Origin of the sequence: Pseudoalteromonas sp. T1lg65 (genome assembly GCF_051930985.1) — a bacterium.
In the GTDB taxonomy this organism is placed as follows: Bacteria; Pseudomonadota; Gammaproteobacteria; order Enterobacterales; family Alteromonadaceae; genus Pseudoalteromonas.
On record NZ_CP196837.1, the window covers coordinates 467907 to 486194 of the forward strand.

Below are 18288 nucleotides of genomic sequence, written 5' to 3' on the forward strand. Positions count from 1 at the left end.
ATGAAAAATGTGGTCAGCGTAGCTTGGTTAAAGGCAAATATTGATAAGGTAAAGGTGCTCGATGCTGGAATTTTAAAACCATCCGAGCAGGGAGAATATAAGGCCGAAGCTATTATCAAAAACGCGTTGCGTTTTGATATTAATCATGCGCTGGCCGATCCTCATTCTGGTTTACCCAACACCATGTGTTCGGCAATGCAGTTTCAGGCAGAAATGCGACAGTTAGGAATTAACAATACCGATACGCTGGTTGTTTATGACGATAAGGGGATGTTTAGCGCGGCCAGAGCATGGTGGATGCTGAAATCTATGGGGCATCAACAAGTGTTTGTGCTTGATGGTGGATTACCTGCTTGGCAAGCCAGTCAAGGAGAAGTAGTACAACAGTATCAAACTGCACACGGTGTTGGTGATTTTGATGCAGAATATGACGAACGCTATTTTATCGGCAAAGAGCAGGTGTTGAGTAGTATCGACGACTTACAAACGCTATTACTTGATGCCCGGGGGGCGAAACGCTTTTCTGGTGTAGAAAAAGAACCGCGAGCTGATATGAGAAGCGGCCATGTGCCTAAGGCTAAATCTCTTCCTTATACCACTTTGTTGGAGGTCACCGGCTGTTTTAAACCACTGCATGAGTTAGCCGTCTTGTTTGAACAGGTCGGCGCAAACCAAAAGATGCAACTGCAGTTTTCCTGTGGCTCTGGCGTCACAGCTTGTATTTTGGCGTTAGTTGCTGACGAATTAGGTTATAAAAACCTGACGGTTTATGATGGTTCTTGGAGTGAGTGGGGGGCAGATAGCTCCTTACCGATAGAACAATAGACATGAAAAAAGGTGCCAACTGGCACCTTTTATAGTAATTATTAAAAAAGATCACTTCATTAAGTGAATTGGTATTATTAACCTCAGCTGAGAATATATTAACGAACCTAATCGATTTTGTTATTTATGATAAGAAAGGCAAGCCTCTACTTCATTTTTAGAGCCTAAAATCACCGAAACACGTTGGTGGATTTCTTTAGGTTGGATCTGCAATATACGTTCGCTTCCTGTATGGGCTAAACCACCAGCTTGCTCAACTAACATTGCCATCGGGTTTGCTTCATAAAGTAAGCGCAGTTTAAACGGTTTTTCAGGATCTTTGGTATCTTCAGGGTAAGTGAATAAGCCACCACGACATAATACGCGATGTACATCACCAACCATCGCCGCAATCCATCTCATGTTGAAATTTCTACCTCTTGGGCCTGTTTCACCAGCCAGTAAATCGGCGATATATTGCTGCATTGGTGGTGTCCAATGGCGTTGGTTAGAAGCGTTGATGGCAAATTCTTTGGTCTCTTCAGGGATCTGGGCAAAGTTTTCTGTTAATAAGAAGCTGCCGTGAGTTTTGTCCAGTGTGAAGATGCGAGTCCCTTTACCCGTCGTCAATGCCAACGTAGTACACGGGCCGTAAAGTACGTACCCCGCAGCAACTTGTTGGTGACCTGGCTGCATAAAGATGCTGTGATCGGCTGGATCTGAGCCTTCTGGCGCTTCCATAATCGAGAAAATAGTACCAACTAGTGAGTTGATATCGGTATTGGATGAGCCATCTAACGGGTCAAATGCGACAATAAACTTAGCATCAGGGTTACCAGCAACGGTAAAGTCTTCTTCTTCAGATGCAATCGCTTTTACATAGCCAGATTCCAACAAAATGTCTTTCAACAGCTGGTTTGAAAGCACATCAAGTTTTTTCTGAGTCTCGCCTTGGATATTCTCATCGAGTGTCGAACCCAATACGCCTGAAAGCGCGCCTTGTCCAACACGAAAAGAAATTTCTTTACACGCTGCGAGTATAGTTCTGATCAGAGATACCAGCTCTCTTGAGCAACCATCTTCAATTAACACCGGTGGAAGTCTACGCATTTTTAAGTCCTGATAACGTTTGTCTGTTGTAGCTAATTAACTGTGAGAGAGTGCTACAAACTGCGCTGTAGTTCGTCTGAAAGACTGTAAATTGTATACGATTTGAGATACAACTACAGTTAGTCTTCAAACCTAAAACAACAAAGACAAGTTTATGCGAAAAATAACTCTTTTCACTCACGTTGCCTCATCTTTGTTGCTGTGTATGATAACTCAAGCGCACGCAGCAATTAAGTCTATTGATGAATTTACTAGCAGTTTTAATCATCATCCGGGCTTTTATTCCTTTTTTAGCGATCCGACTACCGGTAATTTATACCTAGACGTTGATAAGCTAGATGCTCCTTTCCTATTACAACACAGCTTGCCATATGGTGTTGGCTCTAATGACATCGGCTTAGACCGAGGTCAACTTGGTGGCACGCATCTCGTACAGTTTGAACGTTTTGGCGATAAAGTGATGTTACGCGCGATCAATACGTACTACCGAGCCAGTGCTGAAAATGCTGCGGAAAAACAAAGTGTAAAAGAGGCGTTTGCGTCGAGCATTTTGCATGGTTTTAAAGTTGTGGCCGAAGATCAAGATAGCGTATTGATCGACTACACACCTTACCTATTAAGCGATGTGCATGGGGTGTCTAGAACCTTAGCACAGACAAAGCAGGGTAACTTCAACTTAGACGGCAGTCGCAGTGCGGTATTTATGCCACGTTCCAAAGCGTTTGTAAAAAACACGGAGCTGGAAGCCGTACTGACTTTCCAAGGCAGTCAACCGGGCGAATATGTGCGTCAAGTTAGCGCCGATCCCTATGCGCTTACAGTGCATCAACATCATTCGCTCATTGAACTACCTGACGATAATTACCAGCCACGTGTATTCCATCCACAGTCTGGTTATTGGAGTATTGAACACAAAGACTATTCAGCGCCGCTGGGTCAGTCGATGTTTGTTCGCTATATTCCTCGCCATCGTTTAGCGAAAAAAGATCCAACTGCTGCGGTTTCAGAGCCGGTGGAGCCGATTGTTTATTATCTAGATCCTGGGGTTCCTGAGCCAGTAAAAACCGCCTTATTAGATGGCGCGCGCTGGTGGGATCAGGCCTTTGAAGCCGCAGGTTACAAGGGCGCTTTTCAAGTTAAGATTTTGCCAGAAAACGCTGATCCGATGGATATTCGTTACAACGTGATCCAGTGGGTACATCGTGCTACTCGTGGCTGGTCTTATGGAGCATCAGTAGTCGATCCAAGAACGGGCGAAATATTAAAAGGACATGTGACACTCGGTTCACTGCGTGTCAGACAAGATATCTTAATAGCAGAAGCGCTATCTTCACCGTTTGTTAAAGGTGATGAATTGACTGAGCGCTTACATGCGATGGCGTTAGATCGTATTCGTCAGCTAAGTGCCCATGAAATTGGTCATACTTTGGGTATTGCGCATAACTTCTCGGCGTCAGTAAAAGATCGCGCGTCGGTGATGGATTATCCGCATCCATTGGTTGGCTTTGATGAAAATGGTGAGCTGAATATCACCAAAGGTTATGCCAAAGATATGGGGGAGTGGGATACGCAGGTCGTAAAATATGGCTACAGTGACTTCACGGGGCAAGATGAAGCTGCTGGACTTGCAAACATACTGGCTGAAAACCAAAACAAAGGACTTGAGTTTATTTCTGATGCAGATGCCAGAGCAAAAGGGGGAGCACACCCAACGGCGCACCTGTGGGACAATGGAGAGGACCCAGCTGCAGAGTTACTGCGGGTATTAAAAGTACGTAAGCAAGCACTTGAGTCTTTTGGCGTAAACAGCATCAAGCAAGGTGTCGCTTTGTCTCAGTTAGAAGAAAAGCTAGTACCACTTTACCTGTTCCATCGCTATCAAGTTGAAGCGGCGGTGAAGCTAATCGCCGGCGTTGATTATGACTATGAAGTCAGAACCAGCGATGCGTTGAAAGGTGCTAAGGTAGTCGCGAGAGAAAAACAGCAAGCGGCGACAAAAGCGTTGCTGTCGACGTTAAAACCACAGGCACTGACCATCCCTGAGTCTGTATTATCTCTTATTCCACCTAAGGCTTATGGTGAATACAAAACTCGTGAGAGTGTAACAGGGCGCACAGGTCTAACACTGGATGCAATGGCATTACCAGAAGCATCAGCGATGCATAGTCTAGATTTACTGCTTCATCCCCAGCGCTTGAATCGTCTAGCTCAGCAGCATGCCAGAAACGCTGACAATTACGGTACTGAAGCGCTACTTGAGTCTTTATATCAGTCGGTGTTTAAACCGGTAAATGGGCAAGGTATGGCGCAAAAACTTGCCCAGCGTGTGCAGTATTTGAGTGCAATGAAGCTGGCTAAATTGAGTGCTGATAAACAAGTTGCGCCAGAAGTGCAATCTCAGCTTAGATACTATTTAACTCGATTAAGTCGTGACTTTAATCAGAGCTCGGTATTTAGTGATGTGAGCTTTGAGCATGCGTTTGCGCATGACTTATCTAAGCAAGTCGCAGAGTTCTTGAAATCGGGTAAGTGGCCTGAGCGATTTGAAGCATTGGCAATGCCACCGGGGTCGCCAATCTAGTTTATTTCGATAACAGCCATATATAATTTAAAGCCCCATTTTGGGGCTTTAATACTTCAGCTCACTTTCTATTCATTCACCTCAAAACAACTGTGGGCAATAAGTTGCTTTATCACTGTTTGACTTGGTGTGATTTTTTCCATACTTAAATACTCATCGGGTTGATGTGCTTGGTTTATTGAACCGGGACCCATGACGATGGTTTCACAGCCAAGTTGTTGAATAAACGGTGCTTCAGTACAGTAGTTTACGGAGATAGCGGTCTCACCAGAAAGCTTTTCAGCGAGTTGAACTAGCGCAGCATCGGTGGAGCCGGTAAACGCCGGTATTGGTTCATGCATGTCAACAACAGAGACACTGTTAGGAAAGCGAGCATTAATGGGCGCGACTGCATCGCTTAGCATCGCTTGCAGCACGTTAACACTTAGTCCCGGTAAGGGACGCATATCAATATGTAATTCGCAGCAACCACAAATACGGTTGGCACTGTCACCGCCATGAATGTGTCCAAGGTTTAAGGTTGGGTAAGGAATAGCAAAATGCGGAACTGAATATTTATTCTTTAATTCTTCTCGTAACTGTAACAGTTTTGCAATCACTTCATGCATGATTTCGATGGCATTTAGACCTCGCTCAGGATCGGAGCTATGGCCCGATCTTCCCGTGATCCTGATGGCTGAAGTCATGTGCCCCTTGTGTGTAAAAACCGGTACCATGTCGGTAGGCTCACCGATAATGCAGCGCGCAGGCCTAAGCGTTGGGTGCTTGGCGATTTCTTGTGCTCCCGCCATGGTCGTTTCTTCATCAGCGGTAGCCAGAATAATAATCGGCGCGGTTTGTTTACTGGTTTCTAATTCACTAATGGCATTTAACACAAAAGCAAAAAAACCTTTCATGTCGATACTACCCAAGCCAAACAGCTTGTTATCTTGTTGGGATAGTTTGAACGGATCGTAGTTCCAGCGGCTATCATCAAACGGCACGGTATCCGTGTGTCCGGCTAGCATGAGGCCACCATCTCCTTCGCCACGCTTGGCAATCAAGTTGTACTTACCTGGGTTATTTTGAAGTTCGCTTACCTCTACTTGAAAGCCTAGAGACTCACACCATTTGGCTAGCAATTCAATCACGCCTTTATTACTCAAATTGAGTGAGCTTTCTAACGCACTAATAGAAGGAGAAGCGATCAATTGCTGATACATTTCCATAAAAGAAGGCACTGTCATAAAAAATCCTAAAATATTGGTTTAAAGTCCTTGCATAAAAATATAAAGATGTTTAGCATGAATATCAATTCACTTTTTTAGCATAAATATATAAAGGCGATGCAATGCGACGATACAAATTCAACTCCTGAACTAACCTAATGTAGAACCTATTTTAAATTGAGATTGTTATGTTGAATGTATCGATTGTTGGCGCCAGCGGTTATAGCGGCGCAGAGCTAGCCAGTTTAATTGCTAAACACCCACAACTGAATTTGCAATATTGTTTCGTATCTGAGCAAAGCATAGACAAGCACAAACTACTCAGCGAGCTTTATCCTGAACATTCAGGACGACTTGATATTGAGCTTAAACCACTTGATGAACAAGCTTTTTCATTAATTGAAGGGCAAAGTGATTACGTGTGTTTATGCACCGATCATAAAGTCAGTGTCGAGCTAGCTCCCAAGTTTTTAGCCATGAATAAGAAAGTATTTGATCTCTCTGGTGGTTTTAGGCTTTCTTCAAGCCAAGATTATGAAACTTACTATGGTTTTTCCCATCCTCATCAAGATTGGTTAGAGCAAGCACAATACGGTCTGGCTGAGTGGAATGCACAAGCAATTGCATCAGCACAGCTTGTTGCGGTGGCAGGTTGTTACCCAACTGCGGCTTTGAATGCCCTTAAGCCGCTTAAGCATGCGCAGTTACTGAGTGAACAACAAGTTATTATCAATGCGGTATCCGGTGTCACTGGTGCTGGCCGCAAAGCGAATATTAGCACGCATTTTTGTGAAGTTTCTCTAGCGCCTTATGGTCTGTTCACCCACAGACACGCTCCTGAAATAGAAAAATATCTAGGCCATCCAGTGTTGTTTACGCCACACCTTGGCAATTTCAAACGCGGTATTTTGGAAACCATCTACGTGCAGTTAAAGCCTGGGGTTACATCACAGCAGGTAGCACAAGCTTATCAAGTGTTAGCAGATGAGCCTTTGATCAGATTAAAAGGCGCAGTAATGCCATCTATTAAAAGTGTTGCTGGACAGCCATTCGTAGACATCGGTTGGCAACAACAAGGTGAGCAGTTAATAGTGGTGGCGGCTATTGATAACTTGTTAAAAGGCGCTGCTGGCCAAGCTTTACAGTGCATGAATCTGGCCAGTGGCCTAGCCCATTACGAAGGTTTGGGAGTAACAAAATGAGCAAGCAAACTTGGGTCATTAAGTTAGGTGGTGCGGTGTTAAACCAAGAAGGGGCAGCACAGTCTCTATTTGCCGCTATGAAGGAAATCCAACAACAAAATAGCGAACAGCAATTTGTTATTGTGCACGGTGGTGGAGCATTGGTCGATGCCTGGTTGGCAGATGCTGGATTTGCAACAGCGAAGCACCAAGGGTTGCGGATCAGTCCAAAAGAGCAAATGCCATACATTGTCGGTGCATTGGCGGGTTGTGCAAATAAGCAATTAATGGCGCAAGCAATCATTGCTGGGTTAACCCCGGTAGGCCTGTGTTTATATGATGCAGGCTTTGATACCCAACAAAAACTCAAAGCATTAGGGCAAGTTGGCACTTGCCACGATGCTGAACACGGTGTGCTTTCGCAGTTGTTAGAGTTCGATAAATTACCAGTAATAAGTTCGGTAGGTATCGGTAACGACGGCAACTTATATAACGTTAACGCGGATGAAGCGGCAGCAGCAATAGCCAGCAAACTCAACGCTGAACTCATTTTTATGACCGACGTAGAAGCAGTATTAGATGCAAACAAACAACCGTTAAACCAACTTAACGGCGAACAAATCTCAACTTTGATAGCACAGAAGGTGATTTTGGGCGGGATGGAGGTCAAAGTTAAGACCAGTCTTCACGCTGCCCAGCACTTACGACGAGGCGTATACATCTCAAGTTGGCAAAAGCCAGAAAACCTGATTGCTCTGCTTGCGGGCGAGCACGTTGGAACCCTTATTACGCCTTAGGAACTATCATGACAAAACATTTTTTAACCGGCTTGGAACTTGATCAAGCCAGTGTTCTTTCATTATTAAATTTAGCGAAAAATATTAAGCAGCAACCGCAAGAGTACAATCAGGCTTTAGCGGGCAAATCCATCGTTACGCTATTTGAAAAACCCAGTTTAAGAACTCGTGTCTCGTTCGATATCGGGATCAATAAATTAGGTGGTCATGCCGTTTATTTGGATCAACAAAACGGAGCCATGGGCAGCCGTGAATCGGTAAAAGACTTTGCATTAAACATTGCGACTTGGGCCGATGGTCTTGTTGCACGTGTTAATCATCATCAAACACTAGAAACATTGGCAACGTATTCTAATGTTCCTGTGGTGAATAGTCTTTGCGATTTATATCACCCTTGCCAAGCGCTGGCTGACTTTCTAACACTTTATGAAGTGTATGGTGATCTCGCCGGATTAAAAATCGCTTACTTAGGCGAAGGAAATAACGTAACCCATTCACTGATGCTGCTTGCGGCGACCTTAGGTGCGGATTTTGTGGCTGTGTGTCCCAAAGGCCACTCACCGGATGCACAAATTGTAAAGCAAGCTGAACAAATTGCGGCGGTAAATGGGGCTTCTGTTCTTATCAGTGATCGCGTCGAAGCGGCAGTGGGTGCAAATGTGCTCTACGCTGATACGTGGGTGTCGATGGGGAATACCACGCCGCTTGAGCAGGTGAAAGCCACCTTTATGCCTTACCAGATAAATCAACAACTTGTCGAAAATACAGGCGCGCAAACCATTTTGCATTGTCAGCCAGCGCACCGCGAGTTCGAGATCACATCAGAAGTCATGGATGGGGCAAAGTCAAAAATTATTCAACAGGCTGAAAACCGTATGCATGCACAAAATGCATTGCTGGTATCACTGTTAAACAAAGATTATGTTTGAGGTTAATAACAAATGAGCGAGATTAAAAAAGTAGTATTGGCTTATTCTGGTGGACTGGATACATCGGCAATCGTGCCTTGGTTGAAAGAAAACTACGACTGTGAAGTAGTCGCCTTTGTGGCGGATGTAGGACAGGGTGAAGAGGAGCTACAAGGCGTGGAAGAAAAAGCCATTGCTTCCGGAGCTTCTGAATGTTATGTGGTTGACCTTAAAGAAGAAATGGTCAGCGAGTATATTTATCCAACGCTAAAAACTGGTGCTATTTATGAAGGAACTTACCTATTAGGTACTTCAATGGCACGCCCCATCATCGCAAAAGCGCAGGTCGAGATTGCTCGTAAAGTCGGAGCCGATGCACTAGCGCATGGCTGTACTGGTAAAGGTAATGATCAGGTACGTTTTGAATCCTGTTTTGCTGCATTGGCACCGGATCTTAAAGTGATCGCACCATGGCGCGAATGGTCATTATCAAGCCGTGAATCACTGCTTGATTACCTTGCTGAGCGCAATATTCCTTGCTCAGCCTCAGCGACTAAAATATATAGCCGTGATGCTAACGCCTGGCATATCTCTCACGAAGGTGGTGAGCTTGAAAACCCTTGGAATCAACCAAGCGATCAGGTATGGACATTAACGGCATCTCCAGAGCAAGCTCCGGACAAGCCGGAGTTTGTTTCAGTATTGATTGAAGAAGGTGTGATCACAGCAGTGAATGGCGAGCGTTACAGTCCATACCACTGTTTGGTTAAACTGAACGAAATTGCCGCACCGCATGGAGTTGGCCGTATTGATATCGTTGAAAACCGTTTGGTTGGTATGAAGTCCAGAGGGTGTTATGAAACCCCAGGAGGCACGGTGATGATGGCGGCATTACAAGCCATTGATGAACTGGTATTAGATAAATCATGCCGTAAGTGGAAGGCCGCGCTCAGTGAAGAGTTTGCTCATTTGGTGTATGACGGACGTTGGTTTACACCGCTAAAAGACTCTATCTTGGCAGCCGCAGAATCATTATCGAAAGTGGCAACGGGCGAGGTGGTATTAAAGCTTTATAAAGGTCATGTAAGCGCGGTACAAAAACAATCAATCAATAGTTTATACAGTGAAGATTTCGCCACATTTGGCGAAGATGATGTATATGACCAATCACATGCAGAAGGGTTTATTCGTCTGTTTTCGTTATCGAGCCGCATAGCAGCGCTCAACAAGCAAAAACAATCTTAAGGGTAGGAGAGTAGCAATGGCATTATGGGGCGGCCGCTTTTCATCTGGACCAGATGAAGCATTTAAACAATTTAATGATTCATTACCATTTGACTATCAGTTAGCGGAGCAAGATATTGTCGGCTCGATTGCGTGGGCTGGCGCGTTGCAACAGGTTGACGTGTTGACCGAACATGAGCATCAATTGTTGGTGGAAGCATTAGAAGCACTGTTAACCGAAGTCGTGGCTAACCCTGCGTCCGTAGCGACTGCTGGCTACGAAGATATTCATTCTTACGTCGAAACAAAGCTAATTGAACGTGTTGGTGATTTAGGCAAAAAGCTACACACAGGACGTAGCCGTAACGATCAAGTTGCGACTGACTTCCGTTTGTGGAGTCGTAATACAGCACAACAACTGTTGTTAGCTTTGCTGTCATTGAAACAAGCGTTAATTGCGCTGGCAGAGCGTGAATTGGGAACCATTATTCCTGGATACACCCATCTTCAGCGTGCACAGCCCGTGCTATTCAGTCACTGGTGTATGGCCTATGTTGAAATGATCGAACGTGATGAATCTCGACTGCAAGACGCTTTAACACGTATGAACGTTTGTCCGTTAGGTTCAGGCGCGCTTGCTGGCACCGCGTATCCGATAGACAGAGAAAAACTCGCTGCGGACCTTGGCTTTGATTCAGCATCAAAAAATAGCTTAGATGCGGTTTCTGATAGAGACTTTGTCGTAGAGCTACTCAGCTGCGCGTCTATCTCCATGATGCACCTTTCACGTTTTGCTGAAGACTTGATTTTTTATAATTCAGGTGAATCAGGTTTTATTGAACTAGCAGACAGCGTGACTTCTGGTTCTTCGTTAATGCCACAAAAGAAAAATCCTGATGCACTAGAGCTTATCCGTGGTAAAACTGGCCGTGTATTCGGTGCGTTTAGCGCGATGATGATGACCTTAAAAGCATTACCTCTGGCTTACAATAAAGACATGCAAGAGGATAAGGAAGGCTTGTTTGATGCTATGCCGACTTGGCTTGCGTGTATTCACATGGCTGAAGCGTGCGTAAAGGGCATTAAGGTCAACAGTGAAAAAACCAAAGCTGCGGCCAAGGGCGGCCATGCAAATGCCACAGAGCTCGCTGACTATTTAGTTGCCAAGGGTATTCCCTTTAGAGAAGGTCACCATATTGTTGGCGAATTAGTGCAACTGGCGATAGCCGAAGGGAAAAATCTCGAGCAGCTGAGCTTAGAAACATTTAAGCAGGTTTGCCCTGAAATTGATCAGGACGTTTACCCAGTACTTGAATTGGATGCGTGTATCGCGGCGCGACAAGCGTTAGGTGGCACTTCTTTACCACAAGTTTCTTATGCCATTAAAACGGCGAAAAAAAAACTGCAAATAACGGTTCGTGATGCCAATTTAGATGATGTTGAAGCGATCAATGGCTTAATTCAATATTGGGCTAAAGTGGGTGAAAACTTGCCGCGTGCAAAGAGTGATATGATCCATAGTATCAATGAGTTTGCAGTGACAGAAGTGGATGGCAAAGTTACAGGCTGTGCATCTCTTTATATCTACGACACAGGTCTTGCAGAGATCCGCTCACTTGGGGTAAATCCAGAGTGCAATGTGAAAGGTCAAGGGCAATTGTTGGTGGAACATTTATTGACCAAAGCAACTAAGCTGGCCTTAAACCGAGTGATTGTGCTAACTAGAGTACCTGGCTTTTTCACCAAGCAAGGATTCATGACTTGTAGTAAAGACAGCTTGCCGGAAAAAGTGATGAAAGACTGTGAACTATGCCTACGCAAAGATAACTGTGATGAAGTGGCGATGGAGTTTCACATTAATCAAGTAAATAGCCAAGTTATTCCATGCCAGTTTGTGGCTTAACTCGTAATATGAATAGTTTAAAAATGCGCCGAGTGGCGCATTTTTTATTGATGGGAAAAAGTGTTAAAACTGCATTTCCCAGCTGAGTGTGACAGCAGAGTAGTTTTTACTTTTCGCTTGAGTTTCATCACGCCAAGCTTTGGCACCCACTTTGATTAAGGTATTAAACAGACCTTGCTGGTAACCCAACTCGATTTGATGGCGTTGAATATCTAACGTTTTAAAATCTGTGTATTTTAGTTTTGCATATCCGCCAACACCATCTTGTTGATAGTAGTTAGCGCCGAGCGTAATACTCTCAGCATTTAGCCCAATGTTTGCACCTAGCCATCGATCACGTTGGGTATAGCTTAGAGAATCTAATTTTCCGGCTCTTAAACACAGCACTTTTAGATCATCTTGATCACAATTGATGCTGGTATCAGTGTACTCAACGAACCCTTTTACACGACTGGTTAAATCTCCCCAGTAGCTTTCAATACCAACTGTAAGTTGCGGCTCGTGTGGCAAAGCACCACTGTCGTTTAAACCAGCAATTTCAAAGTATGCTGCGCCTAGCAGGGTATCAAAAAAGGTGCTTGAGTATTTCAGATCGAGACTGGTTAAGCGTTGTTTATCTCTTGCATGTTCAGAGGTTTCTTGACGGTAAACAAAGTCACTATACGTGGTGCTAAAACCGACTTCTAAGCCACTGACAGGGAAAATAGCGGCGCGAAATCCCCATAAATCTTGTTCCGTTTTATTACTTAACGATGCGCTTTGTCTCGCTGCGATGGCCGTGACTTGCCAAGGTCCAATAAAGGATAAAAAGCTTGGACCTGAATAGTTATTGTTTGCCCGGCTTAATCGTACTGCGGTCATAGGTGCGGCATGATTGGAAAGCATTAATGCACTTTCATTACCTGGACCCCACCAGTAGCTTAAACGCTCCGCACTTAACGACCAGTTGCCAAATAAGACCGCAAGATGACTTCCATAGTGATTGATTTGCTTGCCATCTTGAGCCTTATCAGCGTAGTTTACGGCGACTTTAGCACTGACACGGCTGGTTGTGATTTCACCGTAGGTGTTTATCCCAGACTCTTGCGCCTGACGTTCACCAAATCCAGACGGAAGTTCTTCAGCACCATTGTATAGTGCCTTGATACTAGAATGCTTGTCTCGCTTAGATTGCGATAGTGCATGTCTGACATGAGCCAATGCAAATATGGCTTGTTCAGATAAGTTAGCTTCATCGATCTGGCTAAGATCACTGATGATCCCGCTCCATAACAGTGGATATTGATTGACGGGGCGTGCGATGACTCCCTGTGCTACCAGCATATCGATGCTGTGTTTTAAATCAGACTGATTTGCCTCAATCCAAGGAGATGCAAAACTTTGGCAAGCAAACAGTATGCTTACCGTTAACAGCGTTTTTTTCATCCGTGTAGTTTTTCCTGTAATGCTTTGGCGACAATTGGGTGTACAAATTGACTCACGTCTCCATTATGCAAGGCGACTTCCTTAACTAAGGTCGATGAGATAAAAGAGTTTTTCTCTGAAGGGGTTAGAAATACGCTTTCCAAATCCGGATTCAGACGTCGATTCATATTGGCGAGTTGAAATTCATAGTCAAAATCAGACACTGCTCGAATCCCCCGGATCAACACATTAGCTTTGTGTTGTTTCGCTAAGTCTACCAACAGTCCTGAAAAACCTATCACTTTCACATTTGCTAGTGGTTTTAATACCGTTTCAGACAGTGTTACTCGTTCTTCTAAGGTGAAACACGGCTTTTTACTTGGGTTGTGTGCAATAGCAAGTAATACGGTATCAAACATTTTAGCGGCACGCTTAATAAGGTCTTCGTGCCCATTGGTTAATGGATCAAAAGTGCCTGGATAAAGTGCAACAACGTTCATGTAAGTTCTTTCTCAGTATGAGTTTGCGATATGGTAGCAAGGATATTGAGAAAATACACTGGTCAGCTTTGTAATACGAGGTCTTATGAAATACTTAGAATGGTGATACTTTACACAAATACAGATTATAGTCGGCTAGATGGCTATAATAAGTAGATGTAATCTCAGCTTCCAACAAGATGGTAGAGAACCGCAAATGAATACCAAGGAAAAAATCATTCGTACCAGCATCGCTTTGTTTAATTTGCACGGAGAGCGAGCAATCACGACAAACCATATCGCTTCTAGCCTCGGAATAAGTCCAGGTAATTTGTATTATCACTTCAAAAATAAAGAAGACATTATTAGACAAATTTTCGCGCTCTATAGTGAGCATCTAAATACCCATTTTAAACCGCTTAGTGAGGAAGAGGAACCACTACAGCAACTGACCCAATATCTCGACTCATTGTTTGAGCTAATGTGGCGTTACCACTTTTTTTACGACAATCTGACCGATATTCTGGCTCGAGATCAGGAGCTAAAACGTAAATATATCGACTTTCAGAGTCAGCTATTTGAGCAAGTCTACGCCGTCGTTATTGGCCTTAGAAATGCCGGTGTCATCGCTATTTCTGATGGCGATGCAAAAGAGCTATCACATATGCTCAAAATGACAGTGAGTTTTTGGACGCCTTACGTCAAGGCTAGGAGAATGACTGGTATGTTGGAGCAGCAAGACATCTATAACGGAGTGGTTAAAGTGCTTATGTTGTTTAAGCCATATGCAACTGATTTAAGCTTGCCTAAGGTTGACCAGCTGCAGTCTCATTATCAAGCTTTGGCTGATTCAACCCTACCAAGTATTGCTTAAATTCTGAGTAAGCTCAGCGGCGGATTAGAGTTTTTAAAGTGTAATTACTTAAGAACCCATGATTTTTCTAGTTCCAATGATGAGGTTTTGTTCAATATCAGGGCGTTTTTACGTGCTAATAGCTGGTTATTACAAGTGAAAACAATGAAGAGAGTGGACAAAATCGCATTATTGGGCAATTTGCTTATCTGCGGTTGAGGTCACGTAGTTCTGATCTCGGGATTTAGCAACGACAGCTGAGTCCTTGACCAATATTTTATCATCACATAGAAATCTGTTATAATCGCGCGCCCAAAATGCCTTTGGTTAGTGCGTACAGCGAACAAGTCTGACTTACTCAGATACGAAATACGGGTACTAACCGACTATCGATCAGAAAAAGAGTGACTTGTATGCTTAAATTTATCGTCAAACTGCATCCTGAAATTGCTATTAAAAGCAAATCAGTGCGTAAGCGCTTTACTAAAGTGCTGGAAAGAAACATCAAGATGGTGCTGGTTAAAGTTGACGAGCAAGTTAAGGTTAAAAATAACTGGGATAATTTGAGCGTAGTAAGTCAGCACAGTGATGAAAAAACGCGTTTAGCACTTATCGATAATTTACAGCGTGTGCCGGGTATCGTGCAGTTTATCGAGGTACAAGAAACCGCCTTTACCACTCTTGACGATATTTACCAGCAAACCATAGCGATGGTATCTGAGCAGTTACGCGGAAAAACATTTTGTGTACGTGTAAAGCGTCAAGGAAAACATGATTTTACTTCAAGCGATGTTGAGCGTTATGTTGGTGGTGGCCTTAATCAAAATGTTGAAGGGGCGAGCGTTAAGCTTAAGAATCCCGATGTGACCGTAAAAATTGAAGTAAAAGACGATAAAGCATATATCGTACGTCACCAGCATTTTGGCATTGGTGGCTTCCCACTGCCTACTCAAGAAGACGTATTGTCTTTGGTTTCTGGTGGTTTTGACTCAGGAGTGGCGACCTATCAAATGATGCGCAAAGGCGCACGTACGCACTTTTTGTTTTTCAACCTAGGTGGTGCAGCACACGAAATCGGTGTTAAGCAGGTAAGTCATTACTTATGGAAACAATACAGTTCGACGCACAAAGTCCGTTTTATTACGGTGGATTTTGAGCCGGTGGTTGCTGAGATCTTAGAAAACATCGAAAGTGGTCAAATGGGTGTAGTGCTTAAACGTATGATGATGCGAGCTGGTGCTGCGGTTGCGGAACGTTTTGGTATTCAAGCTTTGGTTACTGGAGAAAGCATCGGGCAAGTGTCTAGCCAAACCTTAGCGAACTTGAATGTCATTGATCGTGTAACAGAAATGCTGATCTTGCGCCCGTTAATTCAAAATGACAAAGAAGAGATCATTCGCATTGCTCGTCAAATCGGTACTTGTGAAATGGCAGAGGCTATGCCGGAGTATTGTGGTGTTATTTCGCAAAAACCGACGGTAAAAGCTAAATTAGAGCGCATCATTGCAGAAGAAGGCAAATTTGATTTTGATGTACTCAATACAGTGATTGAAAATGCGGTAGTAAAAGACATTCGTGATATTGAAGTCGAAGCAAAGCAAGAAGTAAAAGAAGCAGAGTCTGTCAGTGAGCTACCTGATAATGCCGTGGTGCTAGATATTCGTTCACCGGAAGAAGAAGATCTAAACCCGCTCGACTTGGACACTGTGGAAGTTATCCACCTGCCGTTTTTCCGACTCGCTACTAAGTTTGGTGATTTACCTCAAGACAGAGAATACTATTTATACTGTGCTAAAGGGGTGATGAGCCAGCTACAAGCTCTGATCTTACATGAGAATGGCTTTATGAACGTAAAAGTGTATCGCCCTTGACCAGTTAAGTCATTTCAGTGTTTTGGCTTCAGTTACTTCTTTGTAACTGAAGCACCTTTTCAAACATTGCACTGTTGTATGGAGTATCCACGCCCACTTTCTCCCCCATTGACTGCACAAACCCACACATTGCGTCTATTTCGGTACGCTTTTGGTATTTTATATCTTGCGCCATAGATGAGTAATTTGTCGCTGTTTGTGCCATTACCTGATAGGCCAAAGTTATCAGTGTCTCTAATGCCAAATGCACACCTGAAAGCAGAGCTACATGGTGAACTTCATTAAGAAGGTTGAGTACGATGTTGGCATATTTGGGCTGGCGAAGTTGGCCGTTTTGGCATTGCTCTATGGCGGTTAATGGATTAATTGCGATATTAATCGCCAGTTTTTTCCAAAGTACAGGTTGCATATCAGTGCTAAACTGCGCGTTTTCTAAATCACCAAATAATTCACTGAATGACTGGGCCGCAAACGGCGTTGCAGGAGCGCTAAGAGCACCAAACCAAGAAGCTCCTTGACCAGTATGGATAACTTTGTCGAACTCTTTGTAGCCAGCCATTGAGGTACTAAGAAAACAAGCTTGTTGAGTTGGTAAAAGTCTCGCTAGCATTGGTGACCAATCGATCATCCCATTGTGGCTAAAAATAACCGTCGCGTTAACAGCAAGCTTGGGCTGAATAGCTTTGAATGCGGCTTTGATTTGATAAGACTTAACGGGAATTATGCAGGTGTTGATGCTGTTCTTAAGCACCTTATCAATTGTAGTGATGTTTGTGGTAATCGTTTTGTTGCCGTCCAGTCCCGCATATTGATAAGACTTTGGCTGTCCTTTGCGAGTTAGTAATGTTACTTGGTGGTTGGACTGCAAGTGCTTTGCCAATAATAGACCGATGGCGCCATCACCAACAATGTGAATGTTAGCCATGGCTGCGTTGGCGCCACAAAGAATAAAAATAGAAGCTAACAAAGTAGCCTAATGCACCAGCGACATCGGCAATAAAATCTGCAAATGAAGCTTGTCTGTAGGGCAATGTATGCTGCATCAATTCTATGGCAATGCCATAACCCGAGAGCAAGATCAGATGTAACCAAACAGGGGCTTTGAATGCATGATGTGAGATAAACGCCAAAATTGCGAATACAGCAAAGTGTCCGACTTTATCCACATGCGGGAATAGCTTACTCGCCGAAAGGTTTATTTCACGAGCGAATAAGACAGTAAATAGTATTAATGAGACAAGTAATAGGGCCTTATAAATGCGCCTTGTCATATCCTTTCCTACATCTGTATGACCTGAGCCGCCAGTATATCACCGAAACCTGTCTTGTGGGTGAATGTAAATTTTTTCTCACAAATTTCGATGGCATTGATATAATCTTTCCAAACGAAAGCATAAAGGAGAAGGGCATGCCTTCATTTGACATAGTATCTGAAATAGAAATGACGGAAGCGAGAAACACTGTAGATAATGCAAAGCGTGAATTAGAGACGCGTTTTGACTTTAGAGGTGTAGACGCATCAATCGAATTAAACGATGAAGTAATTGTATTAAAAGCTGAAGCGGAAGCACAGGTGATGCAACTGTTTGACATCGTTGTTGGTAAAGCGGCAAAACGTGGTTTGGATGTTGCTAGTTTTGAATTAAAAGATATTGAGCGTTCAGGTAAAAACGTCTCTCGTAAGGTTGCATTAAAGCAAGGGATCGACAAAGAGATGGCGAAGAAGCTAGTAAAAACCATCAAAGATTCAAAAATCAAAGTTCAGGCTGCGATTCAGGGTGATACGGTTCGTGTCACGGGTAAAAAGCGAGATGATCTACAAGAAACCATGCAATTGATCCGTGGTGCAGAGCTAGGTCAGCCATTCCAGTTCAAAAACTTCCGAGATTAATCCGCAAGCCAATTGCATTATACAGTGATGTAATTGGCATCTTCCTTACGTTCCCAATAAATTATTTCATTTGG

16 protein-coding genes are annotated in these 18288 nt (G+C 43.7%); 10 read left to right on the forward strand and 6 right to left on the reverse strand.

Going from position 1 to position 18288, the window contains the following annotated elements:
* Window positions 1–825 (forward strand): sulfurtransferase, encoded by an 825-nt coding sequence (locus ACSLBF_RS02145; protein ID WP_440054980.1) that lies wholly within the window; start codon window positions 1–3, stop codon window positions 823–825.
* 120 nt (window positions 826–945) lie between these two features.
* Here the strand turns inward: ACSLBF_RS02145 and ACSLBF_RS02150 are convergent, their stop codons facing one another.
* Complete coding sequence (locus tag ACSLBF_RS02150) at window positions 946–1914, reverse strand: class 1 fructose-bisphosphatase (protein WP_440054981.1); 969 nt, start codon at window positions 1912–1914, stop codon at window positions 946–948.
* Window positions 1915–2068: 154 nt separating this feature from the next.
* On the opposite strand from ACSLBF_RS02150, the gene ACSLBF_RS02155 reads away from it, so the two are divergent.
* Window positions 2069–4495, forward strand: a complete 2427-nt coding sequence (locus ACSLBF_RS02155; protein WP_440054982.1) for a zinc-dependent metalloprotease — start codon at window positions 2069–2071, stop codon at window positions 4493–4495.
* Between the two features lie 68 nt (window positions 4496–4563).
* Here ACSLBF_RS02155 and argE read toward each other — a convergent pair whose 3' ends face one another.
* Window positions 4564–5721, reverse strand: coding sequence for an acetylornithine deacetylase (argE, locus tag ACSLBF_RS02160; protein ID WP_440054983.1), 1158 nt, complete (start codon window positions 5719–5721; stop codon window positions 4564–4566).
* 173 nt (window positions 5722–5894) lie between these two features.
* Between argE and argC the strand changes: the two genes are divergently transcribed.
* The 5 genes from argC to argH are packed head-to-tail and all read left to right on the forward strand — an operon-like array spanning window position 5895 to window position 11716.
* Window positions 5895–6905, forward strand: a complete 1011-nt coding sequence (gene argC, locus ACSLBF_RS02165; RefSeq protein WP_440056185.1) for an N-acetyl-gamma-glutamyl-phosphate reductase — start codon at window positions 5895–5897, stop codon at window positions 6903–6905.
* On the forward strand, window positions 6902–7681 hold the full coding sequence (gene argB / locus ACSLBF_RS02170; protein ID WP_440054984.1) for an acetylglutamate kinase: 780 nt from the start codon (window positions 6902–6904) through the stop codon (window positions 7679–7681). Before argC ends, argB begins: the two co-directional genes overlap by 4 nt.
* Window positions 7682–7689: 8 nt before the next feature.
* A complete protein-coding gene (locus tag ACSLBF_RS02175) occupies window positions 7690–8610 on the forward strand; it encodes an ornithine carbamoyltransferase (protein WP_440054985.1) in 921 nt (306 codons plus the stop codon).
* A 12-nt stretch (window positions 8611–8622) separates the two neighbouring features.
* Complete coding sequence (locus tag ACSLBF_RS02180) at window positions 8623–9834, forward strand: argininosuccinate synthase (RefSeq protein ID WP_440054986.1); 1212 nt, start codon at window positions 8623–8625, stop codon at window positions 9832–9834.
* Window positions 9835–9850: 16 nt separating this feature from the next.
* Window positions 9851–11716 (forward strand): argininosuccinate lyase, encoded by a 1866-nt coding sequence (argH, locus tag ACSLBF_RS02185; protein WP_440054987.1) that lies wholly within the window; start codon window positions 9851–9853, stop codon window positions 11714–11716.
* Window positions 11717–11779: 63 nt separating this feature from the next.
* Here argH and ACSLBF_RS02190 read toward each other — a convergent pair whose 3' ends face one another.
* A complete protein-coding gene (locus ACSLBF_RS02190; protein WP_440054988.1) occupies window positions 11780–13141 on the reverse strand; it encodes a capsule assembly Wzi family protein in 1362 nt (453 codons plus the stop codon).
* Entirely contained in the window at window positions 13138–13620 is a 483-nt protein-coding gene (coaD, locus tag ACSLBF_RS02195) for a pantetheine-phosphate adenylyltransferase (protein ID WP_440054989.1), read from the reverse strand. The genes ACSLBF_RS02190 and coaD overlap by 4 nt, the downstream gene beginning before the upstream one ends.
* A 196-nt stretch (window positions 13621–13816) precedes the next feature.
* On the opposite strand from coaD, the gene ACSLBF_RS02200 reads away from it, so the two are divergent.
* A complete protein-coding gene (locus ACSLBF_RS02200) occupies window positions 13817–14473 on the forward strand; it encodes a TetR/AcrR family transcriptional regulator (RefSeq protein ID WP_440054990.1) in 657 nt (218 codons plus the stop codon).
* 392 nt (window positions 14474–14865) lie between these two features.
* A complete protein-coding gene (gene thiI / locus ACSLBF_RS02205) occupies window positions 14866–16323 on the forward strand; it encodes a tRNA uracil 4-sulfurtransferase ThiI (RefSeq protein ID WP_440054991.1) in 1458 nt (485 codons plus the stop codon).
* 28 nt (window positions 16324–16351) lie between these two features.
* Here thiI and ACSLBF_RS02210 read toward each other — a convergent pair whose 3' ends face one another.
* A complete protein-coding gene (locus ACSLBF_RS02210) occupies window positions 16352–17248 on the reverse strand; it encodes a ketopantoate reductase family protein (protein WP_440054992.1) in 897 nt (298 codons plus the stop codon).
* Window positions 17241–17594 (reverse strand): VanZ family protein, encoded by a 354-nt coding sequence (locus ACSLBF_RS02215; protein ID WP_440054993.1) that lies wholly within the window; start codon window positions 17592–17594, stop codon window positions 17241–17243. The genes ACSLBF_RS02210 and ACSLBF_RS02215 overlap by 8 nt, the downstream gene beginning before the upstream one ends.
* Before the next feature lie 137 nt (window positions 17595–17731).
* Here ACSLBF_RS02215 and ACSLBF_RS02220 point away from each other — a divergent pair, with 137 nt between their 5' ends.
* A complete protein-coding gene (locus ACSLBF_RS02220) occupies window positions 17732–18214 on the forward strand; it encodes a YajQ family cyclic di-GMP-binding protein (RefSeq protein ID WP_440054994.1) in 483 nt (160 codons plus the stop codon).
* The last annotated feature ends 74 nt before the right edge of the window (window positions 18215–18288 follow it).

Bases quoted from the DNA above. Each gene is read 5' to 3' on its own strand.
- ACSLBF_RS02145 (WP_440054980.1), top strand. From the start codon at position 1: ATGAAAAATGTGGTCAGCGTAGCTTGGTTAAAGGCAAATATTGATAAG.
- ACSLBF_RS02150 (WP_440054981.1), bottom strand. From the start codon at position 1,914: ATGCGTAGACTTCCACCGGTGTTAATTGAAGATGGTTGCTCAAGAGAG.
- ACSLBF_RS02155 (WP_440054982.1), top strand. From the start codon at position 2,069: ATGCGAAAAATAACTCTTTTCACTCACGTTGCCTCATCTTTGTTGCTG.
- argE (WP_440054983.1), bottom strand. From the start codon at position 5,721: ATGACAGTGCCTTCTTTTATGGAAATGTATCAGCAATTGATCGCTTCT.
- argB (WP_440054984.1), top strand. From the start codon at position 6,902: ATGAGCAAGCAAACTTGGGTCATTAAGTTAGGTGGTGCGGTGTTAAAC.
- ACSLBF_RS02175 (WP_440054985.1), top strand. From the start codon at position 7,690: ATGACAAAACATTTTTTAACCGGCTTGGAACTTGATCAAGCCAGTGTT.
- ACSLBF_RS02180 (WP_440054986.1), top strand. From the start codon at position 8,623: ATGAGCGAGATTAAAAAAGTAGTATTGGCTTATTCTGGTGGACTGGAT.
- argH (WP_440054987.1), top strand. From the start codon at position 9,851: ATGGCATTATGGGGCGGCCGCTTTTCATCTGGACCAGATGAAGCATTT.
- ACSLBF_RS02190 (WP_440054988.1), bottom strand. From the start codon at position 13,141: ATGAAAAAAACGCTGTTAACGGTAAGCATACTGTTTGCTTGCCAAAGT.
- coaD (WP_440054989.1), bottom strand. From the start codon at position 13,620: ATGAACGTTGTTGCACTTTATCCAGGCACTTTTGATCCATTAACCAAT.
- ACSLBF_RS02200 (WP_440054990.1), top strand. From the start codon at position 13,817: ATGAATACCAAGGAAAAAATCATTCGTACCAGCATCGCTTTGTTTAAT.
- thiI (WP_440054991.1), top strand. From the start codon at position 14,866: ATGCTTAAATTTATCGTCAAACTGCATCCTGAAATTGCTATTAAAAGC.
- ACSLBF_RS02210 (WP_440054992.1), bottom strand. From the start codon at position 17,248: ATGGCTAACATTCACATTGTTGGTGATGGCGCCATCGGTCTATTATTG.
- ACSLBF_RS02215 (WP_440054993.1), bottom strand. From the start codon at position 17,594: ATGACAAGGCGCATTTATAAGGCCCTATTACTTGTCTCATTAATACTA.
- ACSLBF_RS02220 (WP_440054994.1), top strand. From the start codon at position 17,732: ATGCCTTCATTTGACATAGTATCTGAAATAGAAATGACGGAAGCGAGA.